We start from the raw sequence: 19,712 nt of genomic DNA on the forward strand, positions 1-19,712 counted from the left end.
CATCATATTCAGCAGATGATCTAGCAGCGGTCTCTGGATCTCAGCTTAACTTTAATGGGTCAATTTATAGCAGATGTTGTATCATTCCGCGTTGAGGATAACTGTAGTCCTCTCAACTGCCATTGCCATAGGCAGCGCTTTTTCTGCCTGTCAGTCTAAAAAGAAAGTGAACTTCAGTACAGAAGTAAAACCTTTGCTTAACAAACATTGCATCAGCTGCCATGGAGGCGTTAAGCAAAGCGGCGGCTTCAGCGTATTATTCAAGGAAGAAGCCCTGGGAGTCACCAAGTCAGGAAAACCCGCCATCATTCCCGGCCATCCGGAGAAAAGCGAATTTATCAGGCGGCTCACCTGTAAAGATCCCAAGGAAAGGATGCCTTTGAAAGGAGCTAAACTGAGCCAGGAAGAAATTGACCTGCTTACCCGCTGGGTGAAAGAAGGCGCCGAATGGGGCGAACACTGGGCCTATATCCCGCCCGTTAACGTACCTGTTCCGGATATCAAGATCGAAAAGGGGAATGATATAGATAAATTTATCAGGGAACGGCTGGAAAAAGAAAAACTGCCCGTTGCCCCCGAAGCCGATAAAATGACCCTGCTGCGTCGCGTCAGTTTTGACCTCACGGGGCTGCCGCCTTCTCCGGAACTGGCAGCCAGCTTCGCTGAAAGCAAAGACCCGCAGGCATATGAAAAGATCGTGGATACACTCCTGCAATCCAAACACTACGGCGAACACTGGGCGGCCATGTGGCTGGACCTGGCCAGGTATTCAGATACCAAGGGCTATGAAAGGGACGACAGCAGGACCATCTGGCGGTACCGCGACTGGGTGATAGACGCTTTCAACAATGATATGCCATATGATAGTTTTGCTATCAACCAACTGGCGGGCGACCTGCTTCCCGACGCCGGCAACGACCAGTTCATTGCAACCGCCTTCCACCGGAATACCATGACTAACGATGAAGGGGGTACGCTGGATGAAGAATTCCGTACTTCCGCGGTGATGGACCGGGTAAACACCACGATGGAAGTATTCCAGGGAATGACCATTGGCTGCGTCCAGTGCCACAGCCATCCTTATGATCCGATAAGGTTTGAAGATTACTACAAGCTGATGGCCTTCATGAACAATACCCGCGATGAAGACACGCACCTGGACCATCCCAAACTGCGGTTATACGACAGTGTCAGCAATACAGCATACCGCCAGATCAGCGACTGGGTAAGCAAATACGACAAGTCCCAACTTAAAGACGTACAGGAATTTATGCGGGTGCTGGAACCTAAAGTCCACGTACACGACTTCGATCAATACATCAACGGCGCTTACCTTGACTCGAAGTACACAGGCATCAGGCCTAATGGAAGTTGCCGATTACCCAACCAGTACCTGGAAGGCAAAACCACCATGTGGATGAACTATTGGACAGGAAACAAGGGAGGCACCATGATCGTAAAGCTGGATAGCCTTAACGGTCCTACTATTATCACCCATGCCATTGCGCCAACCAACGGTCGCCTGGCTATCGGGTTGCCGCTGCCAAAGATCAGCGGCCGGCACGACCTTTACTTTATCTTCCGCAATAACAATATCCCGCCCCAGGACCCTGTATGCGTAATGGAATGGCTGGCCTTCCGCAACGATTTACCGGGCAAAGGACAGCCAGGCTATGAACAGGTGGCAGCCGCCTTCACCAGGTTGATCAACCAAACGCCGGACGATATTCCTGTGATGATAGAAAATCCCCTGGAAATGCGCAGGCCTACCAGGATATTTGAAAGAGGGAATTGGCTGGTAAAAGGAAAAGAAGTGACGCCGGATGTACCGCATTCGCTTAACCCCTTCCCTGCCAATGCACCGCGTAACAGGCTAGGTCTTGCCCGCTGGCTGACCAGCCCTCAGAACCCGCTTACAGCAAGGGTCATGGTTAACCGCTGCTGGGAACAGTTGTTTGGCATCGGCATCGTGGAAACCCAGGAAGATTTTGGTACGCAGGGTTTTCTTCCATCCAACCAGGAGTTGCTGGATTATCTCTCTTACAAATTCATGAATTCCTATAAATGGAAATTAAAGCCTCTGTTGAAAGAGATCGTACTGTCTGCCGCTTACCGGCAGGATTCCAGGTCAACGCCCGCGCTTACGGAAAAAGATCCGGCTAACCGCCTGCTGGCCAGGGGACCGCATTTCAGGTTAACGGCCGAAGAGATCCGCGACCAGGCATTAGCGGTGAGCGGACTATTGGATACGAGGATGCATGGCCCCAGCGTAATGCCTTACCAGCCGGATAATATCTGGCAAACGGTATGGAACGGTAACAAGTGGACGGTAGCAACCGACGGGAACCAGCACAGAAGAGCAGTATATACCTACCATAAACGCACCAGTCCTTATCCTTCCATGATCACCTTCGATGGCAGCAGCCGGGAAGTGTGCCTCCAGCGCAGGATACGGACCAACACCCCATTGCAGGCATTGGTAACGCTGAACGACCCGGTGTATATGGAAACAGCCGTTGCATTGGCAAAACAGATGGCAGAGAAAGGGAAAGACGATGTAAACGCAGGTATACGCTGGGGTTATGAACGGGCCATCCTGCAACCAATCACCGACAAGAAACTGGCAGTATTAAAGCAATTATATACGAAGGCCTTAACGTCCTATCAACAGGATTCTACAGCCCTTCAATCGCTGCTTCAAACAAAAACGGCAGGGCCGGAAGAAGCAAAAACCGCAGCACTGGCTATTGTAGCCAATGCAATTATGAACCTTGACGAATTCCTTTCAAAATCCTGAGCGCTATGACTCGTTACGAAAAACTAATCAAAGAAGCCGAAGAAGAAAGGCTGAGATATATCACCCGCCGGCATTTCCTGCTCGACTGTGTAACAGGTCTGGGCGCCGCGGCATTCGGGTCTTTCCTGGCCGGTTGCAGCAACAGTAGCGCCGCTCCTAATGTAGCGGCGAACGCAGCCAACATTACAGATCCGATGGCGCCAAGAGTACCGCATTTCCCTGCGAGAGCCAAGAGCGTGATCTACCTGCATATGGCAGGCGCGCCATCGCAACTTGAATTATTTGATTACAAACCTGCTTTGCAGAAATTACATAACCAGGCATGCCCTCCTTCCCTGCTGGAAGGCAAAACCTTTGCATTCATCAGCGGGGTTCCCAAGATGCTTGGCCCACAGGCGGTTTTTAAACAACACGGCCAATCGGGCGCCTGGGTATCCGACCATCTTCCGCATTTCGCCACGATGGCCGATGAGGTTAGTTTCCTGAAAGCCGTGCAAACCGACCAGTTTAACCACGGGCCTGCACAGTTGCTGATGCAAACCGGGAGCGCAAGGCTGGGCCGTCCCAGTATCGGGTCGTGGGTCACTTACGGCCTGGGAACTGAAAACAGCAACCTTCCGGGATTCGTGGTGCTGACTTCAGGAGGAAAAACCCCTGATGCCGGGAAAAGCGTTTGGGGAAGCGGTTTCCTGCCATCCGTATACCAGGGAGTACAATGCCGCACACAGGGCGATCCTGTTCTCTTCCTCTCCGATCCTGCCGGGGTAAGCAGGGACCTTCGGAAAGCCTCTATTGAAGCGATAAACGACATCAACAAGCAATCATACGATTCATTTGGCGACCCGGAAACACTGGCGCGTATCTCGCAATATGAGTTAGCCTATAAAATGCAGATATCTGTTCCCGAAGTGATGGATATCACGAAAGAACCGGCTTACATCCACGAATTATATGGCACGCAACCAGGTAAAGAATCGTTTGCCAACAACTGCCTGCTGGCCAGGAAGCTGGTGGAAAAAGGAGTACGCTTTGTGCAATTGTACGACTGGGGCTGGGATAGCCATGGCACCGACGAAAACCTCTCTATCGACTATGGTTTCAGGAATAAATGCCGGGAAATAGACAGGCCAATAGCCGCACTGCTGCAGGACCTGAAACAACGCGGGTTGCTGGACGAAACGCTGGTGATCTGGGGCGGAGAATTCGGACGTACGCCTATGCAGGAGAACCGCGACGGGAAGGATATGCCATTCCTCGGACGGGATCACCATGTGGAAGCCTTTACCATGTGGATGGCCGGCGCCGGTATCAGGAAAGGCTTTAGTTATGGAGAAACAGACGAGATCGGCTATTCGGCTATTAAAGGTAAAGTAGCGATCAACGATATACACGCTACTATACTCCAGCAGCTGGGATTTGACCATGAAAAGCTCACGTACCAGTTCCAGGGACGGCCATTCAGGTTAACAGATACCAGTGGAAAAGTAATTACGCCTATTTTAAGCTAACGATACATGAGTAATTCCAGGAGAGATTTTATTAAACAGTCGGCCACGTTAAGCGCCGCTTTCTGTTTACCAACCCTTCCTTCATTTGCGGCTGCTATGCCGGCAGCTGCTGCAGGTTTTGAACTGATCGTACTGGCCACGAACTGGGGGTACAACGGAAGTGTAAAGGATTTTTGCGCTAAAGCGAAAAATGCAGGTTATGATGGTATCGAGATCTGGTGGCCAACAGAAGAAGCGGCACAGCAGGAATTGTTTGATGCGCTAAAAACCTACGACCTGAAAGTGGGGTACCTTGCCGCCGGTTACGACAGCGATTTCAACAAACATTACCAGCAATTTGAGATTATGCTGAAAGCCGCTACAGGCAAGCATCCGGTGACGCCGTTATACATCAATTGCCATAGTGGCCGCGATTATTTTTCTTTTGAGCAGAATTGTAAAATAATTGATACCGGTATTGCTGTCAGCAAACAATCCGGCGTACCTGTATACCATGAAACGCACCGGTCAAGAATGTTGTTTGCGGCGCATGTGGCGTCGCAGTTTATCAGCGCCAGGCCGGAATTAAGACTGACGCTGGATATTTCACACTGGTGCAATGTACACGAAAGTTTATTGCAGGACCAGCAGGCTACCGTGGCAAAAGCGTTGGACAGGGCTTCGCATATACATGCCCGTGTCGGGCATCCCGAAGGGCCGCAGGTGAACGATCCCCGGGCGCCGGAATGGGAGAACGCAGTGAAAACGCATTTCGGATGGTGGGACCAGGTAGTGGCTAAACACCGTGCGGCGGGCAAGCCCCTTACCTTCCTGACAGAATTCGGACCGGCAGATTACCTGCCTGCCCTTCCCTATACCCGTCAGCCGGTTGCTGATCAGTGGGATATTAATGTGTACATGCTTCAGCAGTTAAAAAAACGATACGGCAATAAATGAACCTACAAATAACACAGGGAAGCTGGGGCCAGTTATTTGCCCGTTCGCATCCCATATTCGTACATCTTCCTATAGGCATTTTATTACTGGCCATGATCATGGCTTTGCTGGCAAGCAAAACAAGATGGCATGCATTACGTGCAGCCATTCCTGTTACCTTGCTGGTTGGTTTTATTTCGGCAGTTGGCAGTTGTTTAAGCGGTTACCTGCTATCGCAGGATGGAGGGTATGAAGAAAAGCTGCTGCTCACGCACCAGGTATTGGGCATCAGCGTGGCGGCGGCCAGCGGGTTATTGTACCTGTTGTACAGGAAACCCGGGCGTTTCGCCAGGTTGCAGCTACCAGCCGTTATTGTTATAGGGATACTTTTAAGCATCACCGGGCATTATGGCGGCAGCCTCACCCATGGCGATGATTATCTTACCCAGGCGATGCCGGGGTTCCTGCAAAAAGTGATGGGCGCCAAAACCGCTGCTGCGAAAACCGCAGCCTATGCCTCCATTCCCGATGCAAGGCTATACGAAGACCTGGTGCAGCCTATCCTGGCAAACAAATGTTACAGCTGCCATAACAGTCAAAAGCTGAAGGGAGGTCTGAGGCTGGAAACCATCGCCCTGATAAAAAAAGGCGGAGAACATGGCCCGGCGCTTAAAGACAGCCTGCCTGAATCCAGTGAATTATTCCGCCGGCTGTTGTTGCCCGAGAATGACGAACACCGCATGCCACCTAAAGGCAAACCGGGTATCACCCCGCCGGAGTTGGCGCTGATACAATGGTGGATCGAGCAGGGAGCGCCTGAACATAAACAGGTGAAAGAGCTGCCTAAAACCGGTATGATCGCCGCCGTACTGGAAGGGTTGCAGGGCGGAGCCGATATTGAGAAGAATGAATTTGTGCCTGAAGAAGCAGTAGCCGCGGCCGACAGGAAAGCGATAGATACCCTGCAAAGCAGGGGCGTTAAAGTAATGGCGCTGGGAGAAGGGAGCAATTACCTGTCTGTTTCCTGCGTTAATGCAGCAGATTTCGGGGATTCGGATGTTCTGTTGCTGCTGCCTTTGAAACAACAACTTGTATGGCTGGATGTATCGGGAACAAAGATCAGCGATTCTGCGATGGTTAATATTGCACAGTTGACGAAGCTGACCCGGCTCAATATGAAGCAGACAAGGATAGCCGGCAAACAACTGAATGCGCTGGCAACCTGCCGGCAACTGAAGTATCTCAATATTTCAGAAAATGACCTGCAACAGGGCGATATACAGGCGTTGCAGGAAAACAAGTCATTGCAGCAGTTGTACCTGTTTGGCAGCAATACCAACGCTGATAAGGTGAAGGCGCTGAAATCGCGCATGACCAGCCTGCGCATTGATACCGGCGATGCGGCACTTCCAAAGCTGGCATCAGATACCCTGGTTTATCATAAAGTGCAGGGATGATCATCCATAGACGCTTGCTGCCTGTGCCAGCCGTTTGCTGATACGGGCGGCAAGTCCCGCGGGCGACAAAACCTTTACATGTTCTCCAAACCCCAGTATCTCCCTTTCCAGTTCAAAATTTATTACCACTTCTATACTGATCACCGTTCCCCCGGCGCCGGTGTGTAAAACCTTTTGGGAGGAGTGTAAGGGTTTGGTCAACACATAAGGAGCATTGTTTTTATCAAACTGTAGTACCACTTTCCTGGGTTGGTCCTTTTCCGTTTTTGTGACGCCTATCAGATCAGCGTAATAGGTATCGAACGGTACGCCATCATATTCCTTAAACTTTTCTCTTGTTTTTTCTGTAACGGAGGTCATCCTGTCGAGCGCCATCGTTACGAGCGCAGCAACGCCTTTCTGCCTTGCTATCAGGAACCAACGGTTGCGATATTCTTTCAGCAGGTAAGGATAACAGATATGCGCGGTATCGTTCGTTGCTTTGAACGACTGGTATTTGATCTCCAGGGCCTTTTTGTTTAAGATGGCCTGGTATAAAGGATTAATGAATTCCAATCCCTTCAACTGGTGGTTGTTTTCGAACTGGATGCAGTTACGCGCTTCGTTGTCGGGTAACAAGTTATTTTCGAGACGCATGATCATCTCGCTCATATCGTTGAAGAAATGGAAGCCGTTCAGCTCTTTCAACACGCCTACTATTTCTTTCAGTTTATCCAGGTCGGCATTATTAATCGGTGCGTTGGTAATGCTGTAAGACGGATCGTCGTAGGTATAGTATTTTTTATCTTTTACAATGATAGGCGCGTTGTATCCCAGCCTGTCGCTCCGCATAACCTGGATATCCGCCTGGATGGTACGTTTGCTGACGCCGTTGGCGATTCCTTCCAGGTCATATAATTTATCGCTGACTTTCTGTATCAGGTCTTCCAGGGTCCATTTCCGGTAGCGGTTGCGCAAACATTGATCAATGATCTTATACCTGATCAGGGCGAGTTTATTAATCGACATACACCTGTTTTACGGTCTGGCTATTTATTACTTTCCATCTGCTTAATAATATTATTAACCTCTGCTTCTGTAGCCCTTAATTTCTGCTGGCAAAAGGCGATCAATACGGCGGCCCGTTTCACTTTTTCAGACAGCAGGTCAACAGATACCTCCTCGTTCTCAATTTCGGAAGCGATTACCTGCAATTCCGTGTAGGCTGATTCATATGTTAATTCTTCATTCATGCTCATTGGTTTTACTATTGATGGTTGCCTTCATCCGGGCATCCGACATCTGTATTTCTATTCCAGCGCCCTCGCTGATGGAAGCAGCGTTGCCAACGATCTTGCCGTTATGATGAATAATTGCAAATCCTCTTTTCAGGATGTGCGCAGGGTCCATCAGCTGGCACAGTGATACATAATGCGCAATTTGCGAATTTTTACGCTGAAAGTACAGGCGCCCGGATGATTGAAGGGCGGCAATGGTCATGGCGATATCGTTCTGCCTTTTGGCCACTACCATGCGGGGTTTCAACAGCAAGGTACCTGATACGGCTGAAAGATCCTGCTTTTTATTCGCTAGCATTCCTTTTGCGGCCTGCGCAATGGTATGCTGATGCGCCACTACGTTTTCCTTTTGTGCGGTGATCAGGTCTTTGGTTGTATTGATTATACCGCCCTGCAAAGAAGAGAGTACCTGCAAATTCCTTGAAAAAAGCTGCTGGGAGCGGATGATGATCTGCTGGCGGAGCTGCGTCAGTTTTTCTTCAAACATCCTGTTATGGGCGATGATCATTTCTGCGGCCTTGGTAGGCGTTTTAACAGCCGTATGGGCCATCAGGTCGGCAATCGTTTCATTTTTCTGGTGACCGATCCCGGTGATGATCGGGATTGGGAACCGCGCTACCGCCCTACCTACCAGGAAAGTATCAAACAACAGGAAATCCGTTTGGGCGCCGCCTCCCCGGATGATTACCACCACATCGTAGGCAATGCCGCTGTTGTAAATATCTATCAGCCGTTGCTGCACCAGTTCTGCCTGCGCTTCTCCCTGTACTACCGTAAAATAATTATCTACCTGGAAAGAATACCCGAAATGATTGTTGCGGATAGTGTGGATGAAATCCTGGTAGCCTGCCGAATTACCGGATGAAACAACGGCAATGCGCTGGATCACCTGGTTCATTTGCAGTTGGTTGTTCCGGGTGATATAACGGTTACCTGATTGCCGGATGAATTCAGGATAAGTAGTTACCAGCCGCAGTAAGGTAGCCTGTTTTTGCTGTTCCAGCAATCCTACTGTGAAGTTGGTATCAATATCCAGTAACGTGATCTGCAAACCATGGATCTGGTGAAAGCTTACGGCAACCCGCACCAACACATGAATATCATTCTTAAACTGTTGTCCTGTTACGATCTCGAACTCCCTGATCCGTTCCGCTCCCGTACCCCAGGCAACTGCCGATACTTTGGCTACTATGCCACCACCCTGCACATCTTTTTCCACCAGGTCGAAATAATGATATCCTTTCTGGCTGTAGAAAGAATGATTCGTCACGTCGGCTACTACCCAATAGGTTTGAGAAGCAAATGCGTTGTTGAGCGTTTGCTGGATCTGCCCAGTGAGTTCCGACAATTTTATGGACGAAAACATATGCATATCAGGAGGGTAAATATACGTACTTTTCTTTCAGGTGCTGAAAGGCATCCCTTCATCATTTTGATGGCAGAAATTTGAAGACGAAACTATACCTTTGCGCTCATGTCGCTATTTATTACATCATTGAATTCGGGAAGTAACGGGAATTGCTATTATATTGGCAATGAGGACACGGCTGTATTGATAGATGCGGGAATTTCATGCAGGGAAACGGAAAAGCGCATGGCCAGGTTAGGGTTATCAATGATGAAAGTAAAGGCGATCTTTATTTCCCATGAACACTCGGATCACATTAAGGGGCTGACTGTTCTTGCAAAAAAATACAGGTTGCCTGTTTACATCACCAACAGCACGCTGGAACACGGAGGGCTAAAGATCGATGAGCGGCAGGTGATCAGCTTTACGCCATACGAGCCTGTAAACATCGCGTCCCTGACGGTTACCGCATTCCCCAAACATCATGACGCTGCAGAACCTCATAGCTTCGTGGTAAGCGGCAACCAGGTAACCATAGGTGTATTTACAGATATTGGCGTCCCCTGCGAACACCTGGTCAAACATTTCAAGCTTTGTCATGCTGCTTTTCTTGAAGCCAACTACGATGAAGAAATGCTGGAAAAAGGCAGGTATCCTTATTTCCTGAAAAACAGGATACGGGGCGGCAAAGGCCACTTATCGAACCGCCAGGCCCTGGAACTCTTTACTACTCACCGGCCCCCTCACATGACGCATTTGCTGCTGTCGCATTTATCGAGGGATAATAATAACCCCGACCTGGTAAAAGCCCTCTTCAGCGAGCGGGCAGGAGGAACGGAGATCGTTGTTGCCTCCAGGTACCAGGAAACCGCTGTTTACCGCATCCTGCCTGAAGGGCAATTAGCCGAACCCCGGCAAACAGTGCTTACGTTATTTTAGCAACACACATCATCAATATGTTCAGACTATTCCACAACCGGCATTAGCAGGCTGTAACTGTCAAAGGCTTGTCATACATGCAACAGGCGCCATTGGCATTATTTATGGCTTTTAAAGGTTATAAAATCCTTTAATATGGAAACACCTACCACGACCATAACCAATGAAGTGCTGAACGATCTTATTGCAATCAATAACGATCGTATTGAAGGTTATGAAAAGGCATTGAAAGAAATGAAGCACACGAATGCCGTGATTTCGGGTCTCTTTAAGAAGATGATAGACGAAAGCAGGGAATTCAGGAATGCGTTGGGAACAGAAGTGCAGGCGGCGGGCGGCAACATGGAAACCGGAACTACTGCCGCCGGAAAAATATTCCGCACCTGGATGGATTTTAAATTCGCGTTTTCAGACTCCGATCCGAAAACCGTGCTTTCCACCTGTGAAACCGGCGAAGAAGCCGCACAAAGGGCTTACAAAACAGCGCTGGAACATAAGCAGTTGCCCGAGCATATCCGTTCCCTTTTAGTGGAACAAAAAGCCAGTTTAAAAGCTTCGTTAGACCAGATCAGAAGTTATTACGAAAGTCTTAAATAATACGGCCAGAATGTTTGATGAGAAAGCCTGATGACCTGAACAGTCACCAGGCTTTTCTTATTATGCCCTGAAATTTTTACGGTATACAAACCAGCCCAGCCCTGCTATTGCCAGGAAAGGCCAGATCTGGATAAGGAATATGAATGTATTCCTTAACGCTGAAGCTCCGCTGCGGAAGGCAGACAACAGTTCGGAGCCAAAGGCTGCGCGCTGTTGCTGGTCAGGGTTTACAACGGTATAAACCTTTGCCACTTCCGGCTGGAACAATTCAATGGTAAAAGTCGAATAATTTACATCGTCGAGAATAGCCAGGTTATTCATACGCCTGTCTATCGCTTCCGATTCTTTGGAATCGTTATATCTTTCAACATCCAGGGTGCTGTCTTTAGCTCCTGGCGTTACTGCTCCTCTCCTGGCCTGCGCCTCGTTCTTCAGCACATTGGTGAGGTAAGTCAAAGTCCTGTCTTCCTCCTTCAGGGTGCGGTGATCAATAAAAGAAGCCATTGCCGTAAGCAGGTTCACTACTGTATCCAGGCTGGCTACAGGTACTTTTACTTCCATGTTCGATACGGGAGTATACAGGGTAACGCGCTTCAGGGAATCGGCTGTAAAAGGAAGATCTTTTGAGCTGACCGAAATGTTATGGATGGTACTTTGTTTCGTAATTCCTCCTACCTTTGCAACAGCAGTTTCTATAGCAAAGGTGACAGCCGCTACATCTTTTACGCCGCAACGGATATCGGCGGTCCTTACGCGCTTGCGGGAAGCGCTCCGGATATCGAGCAGGCTGGAAGAGTAAGCCGTAGAATCGGCAGATGCCAGGTAACCATCCGCGGCAGGTTTGGAATCAGCTGCTTCGGTTTCGCCCGTCGGGCGGGAATGTAAAGACGAATTGCCGCAGGCAGCCATTAACAGTACGAGTGGAATAAGGTAAAGAATGGGCGAACGCATAAACTAGGATTTTCCCATAATCCGGATTCCCTGCGAAAGGTAACCTTTAAAAAATGTTAAAATCAAAAAGCTGTTAACTTAGAAAAAAATTGACTGATGCCTAATCTTCCTAAAAAATACCAGACAAGGAAAGCTGAGATCACAGCAACGTTTATTGAAGAGATAAATAAACATATCAACTCCATCGTGGCAGGCGAAACGGACAAGATGTACCATATAAAAGATATCGCAGGCATCATGCACATACATCCCGTTCACCTCAGCAATACCATTAAGCTGCATACCGGGAAGGCGCCCTGCGATTTCTTTGAAGAACGGATCTTGAGCGAAGCAAAACAGATGCTTGAAAATACTTCTATGAGTATTACAGAAATAGCTAACCGGCTGACTTACGACAATTCCAACTTTACAAAATTCTTCAAACGTTTTACCGGATACACCCCAGGTCAATACAGGGAAAAAGCGGCGTTAGAAGTAGCGTTGTAAATAAACAGGTTTCAGGAAGTAATAGTTATTGAGGGTTTTATTATCGAACAGATCTCCATCATCAAAATAAAACCCGTTGGTAAACTCTGTACGGGAATTCATCAGGATCTTCCCCGAGGCATGTTCTACTGAAAAATATACAGGTATCACCACATAGTATTTACCTGTTTTACCGGTAAACTTATTCCAGTTTATACTCAAATCTTTCATCTTGAATAAACGGGGTTTAAGGGATGCTGCCAGGTTCGTGGAGCAATCCACTTTTACCAGCGTTCCTCCTTTGTCGACCTCCGCTCTTAACGAAAAAGCAAGGCTGGAGCTGCCTGCCTTCATAGGAATAAGCGCCGTATCAATAAACCTGCACAATAATTGGTAAGTATCGCCAAAATTAGGGTTCTGCTGCCCGCTCACAGACCGGGGTGTTATCAATTCAGCGGCAACAGTAACAATGATTATTAACCAGTTTAATCTCATGATGCCTGTTTTCAAATAACATGAATAAACGTCAATGCCTCTACTAAAAGGGTACTAGTTAAGTTACGATTTCTCGGCCTAAAAAGATTGCAGCCTGTATCTTTCTGTTGAAAAACTTTATTATAAACGGAAAAAAGCCACTTTTTATTGAGTGGCTTTTTCATTTAGTTCAACAAGATATTGATTTAATTATCAGAGCTTTATGGTTTTCCCTGTAGCTACCGACCTTCTTGCCGCATCCAGTATCTTTACTACTATCACATTATTGGCAGGAGCGTATAAACCGTATTCCGGCAATTGTTCCTGTCCGTTGATCACTGCTATAAAATACTGGAATGGATCGGTATACACATGAACATCCTTGTCTGTGACCTGGTGACCTGTTACACCGTTCTTAGACTGGTTCCGCTGCACCAGCACTTCAGCAGAGGGAGCAAGCAACAGTCCTTTGTCTCCATAAACCTCCATATCCTTCCGGTTGAAGGTCCAGTTCCAGGAGGCCTGGATAGTGCATTGCATATCGCCATAATCTACCAGTATCGTAGCATCATCTTCTACTTTCGGATACACATGGGGTTTAAAATGCCGGGCCACCGCAGTAACTGAAACGGGCATACGATTTTTGGCCAGCGCCGTCATCAGGTTAGCTCCATAGCAACCAAAATCCATCAATGCTCCTCCCCCGTTCAATACAGGATCTGTGAGCCAGGCCAGGAATTCCGGACCACACCCGATCTCCTTAGGCCCCTGGTGCCCATCATTTACCATCACCTTTCTCACCTTCCCTACATAATTGCTATCATTAACAAGTTGAAAAACCTTGGCTACGGAAGGGTACCAACTGGTTTCATAATCTGTCAGCAGATGTACTTTGTGCCTGCGGGCCAGGGAATCCATAAAAACGGCATCGGCTACGGTTGTAGCCAATGGTTTTTCCACCATGATATGAATGCCTTTAGGCGCCGCTGCCGCTACAATGTCACGATGTGATTTGATATCGCCGAACGCAACTACCGCCGTTGGTTTTACTTTCAGCAGCATTTTGTTCAGGTCCTGGTAAAAAAGGGTATCCGCCAGGTGAAATTGCTTCGCCCTGAGTTTGGCAACTGCCGGATCGGGCTCGTAGATACCAACTATCTCTATATCTCCTTTATCAGGACGCCCAAAAATAAAAGCAGCATGGCCATGAGAAGTACCCGCAACCGCGAGGCGCAGTCGTTGCTGGGCCTGTATTGTTGTACCTGCGTGGAATAGTAAAAATAAAATGAGATATCGCATTCGTTAAAACTAGCGAAAGAAATCGGCATATGCAAGGGTAATCACTTCCTTATTCAACCGCTATTTTAATAACTACTTTTCTTACCGGCCGGGGTTTATCTACCATGATATTAGGCATATGAAGATCTGTAGGAAAGAAGATAGCAAACATTCCTTCCTCGAACCTGGAAAAGAACATTGGCGTTTCTGCGAACAGCTGGAAATCGGCCTGTTCATCGTAAGCTTTGGAAGGCGCCTGGTCTTTAAGGAAATCGTGTCCGACCAACTCGGAGCCGCTTACCATATACTGCACATCAATGTATTTCTTATGCGCTTCCATCTGTTCATTATCAGCAGGCACGGTATCGTATTCGTTCACCATGGCGAATATATGTTCGTCGATGGTATACTTTCCTTTTTCCATGGTTTTGAGATCCTTCTGGGCCAGGAATTCAAACGCTTTTATAAACCTGACGCCTAAACGGTAATACAAATGTGCATTCTGCAAAGTGTCTAATATCATGCTGTAAATTTCGTATTTCCAGGCAAGATACTTTTTTTAACAGTATATAACTATCTCTTTATTAAATGCGGTTCAACGGCTTCCTCCCAGATTGCATATCCCTGTTTATTCATATGCAGCATATCGTCTACGAACAGCTCCCTGCGCGGCTTTCCATCTTTATCCAGCATCCTGGAATAGATATCTACATATACAATATTCTTTTGAGTGGAGATGTATTCGCGGATCAATTCATTGGCCGCTATAGCTTTAGGAAAGGTACTTTCGCGACTGGGACTGGGTTTCATGGAAATATACACAACAGGGATCTCGGGTAATTTTTCACGGATCACGCCGAGCAGCACTTTAAACCGGTTGAAGATGCTATCGGCAGTTGAGTTCTGCTCTACCAGGTCGTTCTCCCCAACATAGATCACTATTTCCCTGGGATGATAAGGGAAGATGATCTCGTTGGCATAGTAGATGACATCATTGGTTACGGCGCCGCCAAATCCCCGGTTCAGGACTACATATTTTGCGAAGTTGCGTTCCAGGTCGTCCCATTTCCTGATAGAAGAACTACCTATGAACAGGATGGGATTTTCCGGTGCGGCATATATCTTATCGTAGTTGCGGATCGTTTTAATATCCTCTGCAAACCGCGGTTGAGCCTGTGCAAACAGCTGCCCGCTTATGAAGAGGCAGCATAGAATAGTCCAGATAGCTTTCATCTCTTTACTGATTTATCCGAAAAAGATAGAAAAAAATCCGGCTATTTCATCATTATAAGTACCAGAACTTTTCTGCGTTTCCTGTAACATTAACGCTGGCGCCGACTTTCAGGGCGGTATCCGTTGTTCTTACTATCAAACTGAATTCACCTACCTGTACGGTTGCATCGTAGTAACTTCCAAAGTAGGAAAGTTCTTTCACCTTTCCTTTTACCACGTCTTTCCGGCCTTTGGTAATGCTCAGGTCTTCCGGCCTGATAAATACACGTTTGCCGCTTTCAATACCGGGGATATCCTTTAACAACGCTGCCTGTTCAGCGCTCAGCAGGTTATAGGCGCCGAATAAACCACCTACGTATTCATTAACGGGTTGATTATAAATAACGGCAGGACTTCCCTGCTGCACGATCTGCCCGTCTTTCATGACCAATACTTTGTCGGCCCATGGCAGGATATCCTGCGGGTCGTGCGAGCAAAGCATGCAGGTAATACCCAGCTTATCCCCTATATCCTGGATCACATTTTTCAGGATGCTTTTATGGATCATATCCAGGTTTGAATAGGGTTCGTCGAGCAGGAAAAATTTGGGAGCGCCTATCAGCAAACGGGCCATAGCGATCCGCTGCTTTTCGCCGCCTGACAACTGGTCTGTTTTTCTTTTTAAAAGATGTGAGATCCGGCAAACCTCGTACACTTCGGCAGCCGATTCGTCTGTAAGTTTATTGGCATAGGAAAGAATTTCTTCTACCCTGTAGTTATTGCGCAGTTCAAAATGCTGGGATAAATATGCAGTGCCGGGGTGGCCGGGGATCAATACTTCCAGCGCTCCTTTTACTTTGGCGCCTTCGAACATCACTGTCCCGGAATCTGCCTGTCCCATTCCGCAGGCGATCTTCATCAGTGAACTTTTTCCTGATCCTGTTTCTCCTGCTATTACCAGTTTCTCAAATTGCTGTTGTGTAAAGCTGACATCCTTTAAAATATAAGTACCGTTCAGTTCTTTGCTGATGTGATCTACTTCAAGAAAATTCATGGTTGCAAAATACGGAGTTTCCGGGGGAAAAGTTGCACGCAAAGAGGAGAAGGAGGCAAAAGAGGCAGAGTTTTTTTTCCCGCAAAGACGCAAAGAGGCAAAGAGGCATAAGGGTTTGGTTGCACGCAAAGAGGAGAAGGAGGCAAAAGAGGCAGAGTTTTTTTTTCCCGCAAAGACGCAAAGAGGCAAAGAGGCATAAGGGTTTGGTTGCATGCAAAGAGGAGAAGGAGGCAAAGAGGCATAAGGGTTTTGTTGCATGCAAAGAAGCAGAGGTTTTTTGTTGGGGTATTGGGAGAAGAAGTAAAAGATGTGGTTTGAGTGAGAAGCAGGGATGATATGACATTATCCCTGCTTCCTGGGTACGTTAGTTAGCTCCAGGCGGAGCGGAGTAAACGGAGCCAGTTGCCGTGCATAATATTTTCGATATCGGTCTTGCTGTATCCTCGTTTCTCAAATAATGCGGGTAAGCGTTGGAGGTCGGCGATGGTTTCAAGGTCGTAAGGACATTGTTCTTTTCCAAAGGCGCCGTCCAGGTCCGTTCCCAGGCCGATATGAAGGGTATTGCCTGCCAGCTGGCAGATATGATCCAGGTGATCTATCAGTTTTTCCAGGTTGCAGCCAGTTTCCCGGGGAGTAGATTTTCCTCTTACCCACCCTGGCACCATCATCCAGGCATCCATTGCTCCGCCGATCACAGCGCCTTTCTGAATGAGGACCTTGATCATTTCGTCGCTGAACTGCCGGTTATGATTTACCAATGCACGGCAATTGTTATGACTGGCCCATACAGGGCCGTTGAAGAGATCCATGGCATCCCAGAAGGCGTCGTCGCACAGGTGAGTAGCATCCAGGATGATGTTTAATCTTTCCATTTCCTTCAGCAAGGCTTTGCCCTGGTCGTTTAAACGCCCGGTAGCATCTGTACCATTTGCATACCTGCCGGGGCCGTAGTGTGCAGGGCCCAGGGCCCGCAAGCCACTGTTATAGGCTTTTTCCAGGTAGCGCAGATCGATGATAGAATCTGCACCTTCCAGGCTGAGAATATAGCCGATGGGTTTATTGTCGTTGGGTGTGCCATCGTTCCAGCGAGCGAGGTGCTGATCAAGTTCCTCCAGGTTTCGGATCATTGTCATCTCGCCGGCGTCTTCCATGGCTTTGTACCAGGCCAGCTGGCCCTGGGTCTGGGCCCAGGCCTGCTCGGGCGAAAACCAGCCGGGTAACGGGTTATCGGGCGCTACATATCTTGCGATCTGTGTAGCTACTACTAACCCGATATTTCCCTGTCGCAGAGCGGGTAAAGAAACCACTCCATTCTCCCTGTCGGGTTTGTCCGTTTGCCCCTTCTCCCGCCGGCGGATATCCGTTACCGGTAGTCGCAGGTTCCGGTTCCATTCCAGCGCGTTCATGCTGAGATCGAGATGGGCGTCTATAGTAAAGATCATTGTTCTGGGTTTAATGACGTATATGCTGCCGGGTTAGGCAAACCGGAGTATGCTCCGCTTGTATAGTTGCCAGTCGTAAATTAATACAGTTCGAATAATGCCTCGATTTCAACGGGGATGTTATCGGGCAGCGAACCGAACCCGACTGCGCTTCTGACGCCGATGCCGTTTTCTTCGCCCCATACAGCAGCAAACAGTTCGCTGCACCCGTTGATCACATAAGGATGTTTTTCAAAATCAGGAGTACAGTTTACCATTCCCAGTACCTTGATCACACGTTTTACTTTGTCGAGGGAGCCAAGATTTGTTTTGATGGTAGACAGCATAGTGAGTCCAACCTGGCGGGCGGCGAGTTTGCCCTGGTCTTTATCGAATGCTTCGCCGATGCGGCCTATGATCAGTGATTTATCGTCCTGCACGGGGCCGTGGCCGGAGAGGTACAGGTATTTACCATCTACCAGGCATGGTTTGTAAACGCCCAGTGGAGCCGGGGCCGGGGGCAATGTCAATCCTAATGCGGCAAATCTTTCTTCAGCATTGATGTTCTGCATAACTTATAATTTGGTTCTTCTGTGGCAATAAAATTAGACATAAATATTATTTATGCAATTTTTTTGCAAATTTACCCTGCAAAGGCTGCGACAAAAATTGTCTTTTCTTATCAATAAAAGATAAATAATATATAAATATTTACAATTTGACAGTATTCATCAAAAGAAATGCTTATTTAGTGTTTTAATTACCAGTTGCTTTTTTGCGTTTTTTGCGTGAAGTAGCGGGTAAATTAACCTGAATTCTCAGATATAATCATCCAAGAACCAATAAAGTGATGGACAATACCAAGGCAACCGAACAACTTCCTCCTGTTGGTTTGACGAAGAAAGCGCGGAAGCATCTTATTATCCAGCAGGTGAATATCCACACCCGCATTACTTATAGCGAGTTGGTGAAGCTCATCAATGTATCGGAAGATACGGTACGGAGAGATGTGAATGAACTGGCGGAGAGCGGCGAAGTGGTAAAGATCAAGGGCGGCGCTATGTCTGTTGCCTATCAATATGGATCGCCGCTTCCTTATGCCCAGGGCAGCAAGGCGGTTATTGCAGAAAAGGCGCTGCAACTGCTGCGCGACGACATGGTAGTGTTGATAGGCGGCGGCACTACGATCAGGGAGCTGGTAAAGAGAATACCGGAAACGCTGAAAGCAACTTTTATAACGGTGAATGTATTTACGGCAGCGGAGTTGCTGGCCAAACCGCTTATCAAAACGATTATGATAGGCGGGCAGATCTCGGCCTACAGCCAGATGACGGTTAGCGGAGAAGTGTTTGAATACCTGTCGAATATCAAAGCGGATCTCTGCATTATCGGAACGAATGCAATAGACCCGGAGAATGGTTTGACGGATGCTGACTGGGAAACTATCCAGGTAAAGAAGGCGATGTTGAAATCGGCTGACGAGGTAGCGGTGCTGGCGATCACGGAAAAGATGAATTCATCTATGAAATTGAAGTTTGCGGACCTGCAAGATATTGATTACCTGGTAACAGAGCTGCAACCGGGCGACCCGGTTTTGGCTGGTTATCATTCCACGGGTGTGAAACTGCTTTAAAATACCAGTATGCAGATTGCTTTGCATACTGGTATTTTGTTTAGTCTTCCATTACCTGGCAATGAAAGCCGTTTTCATTCACGAGCATTACCACTTTACCGGGTTGAAAATTCTCCCCTTCTACCCTGAGTACTTTATCACAATCTTCCAGGTCAAAATTAATTTTACGCCCGGGGAAATTCTGCAAAAGGATGGCAATAATATCTCTTGCTACAGTGGTGCGTTGTACGTTTGTTTTAAATACTTCTACCATACAATTTTGAATTGAACAGTTGCGTCTGCAAATTAACCGTACTTCACTAAAGGAATAGATGCTGTTATGGACAAAGTCGGGGCTATTTGCGACAAAAAATTTATTAAGTTTGAATATCGGTTTTAAACCTTGC

21 protein-coding genes are annotated in these 19,712 nt (G+C 47.8%); 9 read left to right on the plus strand and 12 right to left on the minus strand.

Going from position 1 to position 19,712, the window contains the following annotated elements; genetic code table 11:
- Nucleotides 1-73: 73 nt before the first annotated feature.
- The 4 genes from BLV62_RS08410 to BLV62_RS08425 are packed head-to-tail and all read left to right on the plus strand — an operon-like array spanning nt 74 to nt 6,677.
- On the plus strand, nt 74-2,797 hold the full coding sequence (locus tag BLV62_RS08410; protein WP_089760588.1) for a DUF1553 domain-containing protein: 2,724 nt from the start codon (nt 74-76) through the stop codon (nt 2,795-2,797).
- A gap of 5 nt (nt 2,798-2,802) precedes the next feature.
- On the plus strand, nt 2,803-4,305 hold the full coding sequence (locus tag BLV62_RS08415; RefSeq protein ID WP_089760590.1) for a DUF1501 domain-containing protein: 1,503 nt from the start codon (nt 2,803-2,805) through the stop codon (nt 4,303-4,305).
- 6 nt (nt 4,306-4,311) lie between these two features.
- Entirely contained in the window at nt 4,312-5,241 is a 930-nt protein-coding gene (locus BLV62_RS08420; protein WP_089760592.1) for a sugar phosphate isomerase/epimerase family protein, read from the plus strand.
- Nucleotides 5,238-6,677 (plus strand): c-type cytochrome domain-containing protein, encoded by a 1,440-nt coding sequence (locus BLV62_RS08425; RefSeq protein WP_089760594.1) that lies wholly within the window; start codon nt 5,238-5,240, stop codon nt 6,675-6,677. The genes BLV62_RS08420 and BLV62_RS08425 overlap by 4 nt, the downstream gene beginning before the upstream one ends.
- On the opposite strand, the gene BLV62_RS08430 is transcribed toward BLV62_RS08425, so the two are convergent.
- The 3 genes from BLV62_RS08430 to xseA are packed head-to-tail and all read right to left on the minus strand — an operon-like array spanning nt 6,678 to nt 9,302.
- Nucleotides 6,678-7,685: a helix-turn-helix transcriptional regulator gene (locus tag BLV62_RS08430; RefSeq protein WP_089760596.1), complete on the minus strand. Its 1,008-nt coding sequence runs from the start codon at nt 7,683-7,685 to the stop codon at nt 6,678-6,680.
- Between the two features lie 20 nt (nt 7,686-7,705).
- On the minus strand, nt 7,706-7,909 hold the full coding sequence (xseB, locus tag BLV62_RS08435; RefSeq protein ID WP_211117694.1) for an exodeoxyribonuclease VII small subunit: 204 nt from the start codon (nt 7,907-7,909) through the stop codon (nt 7,706-7,708).
- On the minus strand, nt 7,902-9,302 hold the full coding sequence (gene xseA, locus BLV62_RS08440) for an exodeoxyribonuclease VII large subunit (RefSeq protein ID WP_258522416.1): 1,401 nt from the start codon (nt 9,300-9,302) through the stop codon (nt 7,902-7,904). The genes xseB and xseA overlap by 8 nt, the downstream gene beginning before the upstream one ends.
- A gap of 126 nt (nt 9,303-9,428) precedes the next feature.
- Here xseA and BLV62_RS08445 point away from each other — a divergent pair, with 126 nt between their 5' ends.
- Entirely contained in the window at nt 9,429-10,241 is an 813-nt protein-coding gene (locus BLV62_RS08445) for an MBL fold metallo-hydrolase (protein ID WP_089760602.1), read from the plus strand.
- A 135-nt stretch (nt 10,242-10,376) separates the two neighbouring features.
- Nucleotides 10,377-10,838 carry a PA2169 family four-helix-bundle protein gene (locus BLV62_RS08450; RefSeq protein WP_089760604.1) on the plus strand — a complete coding sequence of 154 codons (462 nt, stop codon included), beginning with the start codon at nt 10,377-10,379 and terminating at the stop codon, nt 10,836-10,838.
- A gap of 60 nt (nt 10,839-10,898) precedes the next feature.
- On the opposite strand, the gene BLV62_RS08455 is transcribed toward BLV62_RS08450, so the two are convergent.
- A complete protein-coding gene (locus tag BLV62_RS08455; RefSeq protein ID WP_089760606.1) occupies nt 10,899-11,789 on the minus strand; it encodes a DUF4349 domain-containing protein in 891 nt (296 codons plus the stop codon).
- A gap of 96 nt (nt 11,790-11,885) precedes the next feature.
- Here BLV62_RS08455 and BLV62_RS08460 point away from each other — a divergent pair, with 96 nt between their 5' ends.
- Nucleotides 11,886-12,275: a helix-turn-helix domain-containing protein gene (locus tag BLV62_RS08460; protein ID WP_089760608.1), complete on the plus strand. Its 390-nt coding sequence runs from the start codon at nt 11,886-11,888 to the stop codon at nt 12,273-12,275.
- Here BLV62_RS08460 and BLV62_RS08465 read toward each other — a convergent pair.
- From BLV62_RS08465 to BLV62_RS08485, 5 genes are all read right to left on the minus strand, one after another.
- Complete coding sequence (locus BLV62_RS08465) at nt 12,258-12,749, minus strand: hypothetical protein (protein WP_139170024.1); 492 nt, start codon at nt 12,747-12,749, stop codon at nt 12,258-12,260. The two genes, BLV62_RS08460 and BLV62_RS08465, sit on opposite strands and share 18 nt — an antisense overlap.
- A 192-nt stretch (nt 12,750-12,941) precedes the next feature.
- Nucleotides 12,942-14,027 carry a Gfo/Idh/MocA family protein gene (locus BLV62_RS08470; RefSeq protein ID WP_089760613.1) on the minus strand — a complete coding sequence of 362 codons (1,086 nt, stop codon included), beginning with the start codon at nt 14,025-14,027 and terminating at the stop codon, nt 12,942-12,944.
- Between the two features lie 49 nt (nt 14,028-14,076).
- Nucleotides 14,077-14,529: a NanQ anomerase/TabA/YiaL family protein gene (locus BLV62_RS08475; protein ID WP_089760616.1), complete on the minus strand. Its 453-nt coding sequence runs from the start codon at nt 14,527-14,529 to the stop codon at nt 14,077-14,079.
- A gap of 50 nt (nt 14,530-14,579) precedes the next feature.
- A complete protein-coding gene (locus tag BLV62_RS08480; protein ID WP_089760619.1) occupies nt 14,580-15,239 on the minus strand; it encodes a GDSL-type esterase/lipase family protein in 660 nt (219 codons plus the stop codon).
- Nucleotides 15,240-15,291: 52 nt separating this feature from the next.
- On the minus strand, nt 15,292-16,272 hold the full coding sequence (locus BLV62_RS08485) for an ATP-binding cassette domain-containing protein (protein ID WP_089760621.1): 981 nt from the start codon (nt 16,270-16,272) through the stop codon (nt 15,292-15,294).
- Here BLV62_RS08485 and BLV62_RS08490 point away from each other — a divergent pair.
- Nucleotides 16,271-16,471, plus strand: a complete 201-nt coding sequence (locus tag BLV62_RS08490; protein ID WP_089760623.1) for a hypothetical protein — start codon at nt 16,271-16,273, stop codon at nt 16,469-16,471. The two genes, BLV62_RS08485 and BLV62_RS08490, sit on opposite strands and share 2 nt — an antisense overlap.
- 169 nt (nt 16,472-16,640) lie before the next feature.
- On the opposite strand, the gene BLV62_RS08495 is transcribed toward BLV62_RS08490, so the two are convergent.
- Both BLV62_RS08495 and BLV62_RS08500 read right to left on the minus strand, forming a co-directional pair.
- Nucleotides 16,641-17,714 (minus strand): dipeptidase, encoded by a 1,074-nt coding sequence (locus tag BLV62_RS08495; RefSeq protein WP_225889539.1) that lies wholly within the window; start codon nt 17,712-17,714, stop codon nt 16,641-16,643.
- An 80-nt stretch (nt 17,715-17,794) separates the two neighbouring features.
- Nucleotides 17,795-18,265 carry a RidA family protein gene (locus BLV62_RS08500; protein ID WP_089760625.1) on the minus strand — a complete coding sequence of 157 codons (471 nt, stop codon included), beginning with the start codon at nt 18,263-18,265 and terminating at the stop codon, nt 17,795-17,797.
- A 278-nt stretch (nt 18,266-18,543) separates the two neighbouring features.
- On the opposite strand from BLV62_RS08500, the gene BLV62_RS08505 reads away from it, so the two are divergent.
- On the plus strand, nt 18,544-19,326 hold the full coding sequence (locus tag BLV62_RS08505; protein WP_089760627.1) for a DeoR/GlpR family DNA-binding transcription regulator: 783 nt from the start codon (nt 18,544-18,546) through the stop codon (nt 19,324-19,326).
- A gap of 40 nt (nt 19,327-19,366) precedes the next feature.
- On the opposite strand, the gene BLV62_RS08510 is transcribed toward BLV62_RS08505, so the two are convergent.
- The gene (locus BLV62_RS08510) at nt 19,367-19,579 is read right to left on the minus strand and encodes a hypothetical protein (RefSeq protein WP_089760629.1); all 213 of its coding nucleotides are present in this window, start codon (nt 19,577-19,579) and stop codon (nt 19,367-19,369) included.
- Nucleotides 19,580-19,712: the final 133 nt, after the last annotated feature.

The sequence above is a fragment of the Chitinophaga terrae (ex Kim and Jung 2007) genome, assembly GCF_900107795.1.
In the GTDB taxonomy this organism is placed as follows: domain Bacteria; phylum Bacteroidota; class Bacteroidia; order Chitinophagales; family Chitinophagaceae; genus Chitinophaga; species Chitinophaga terrae.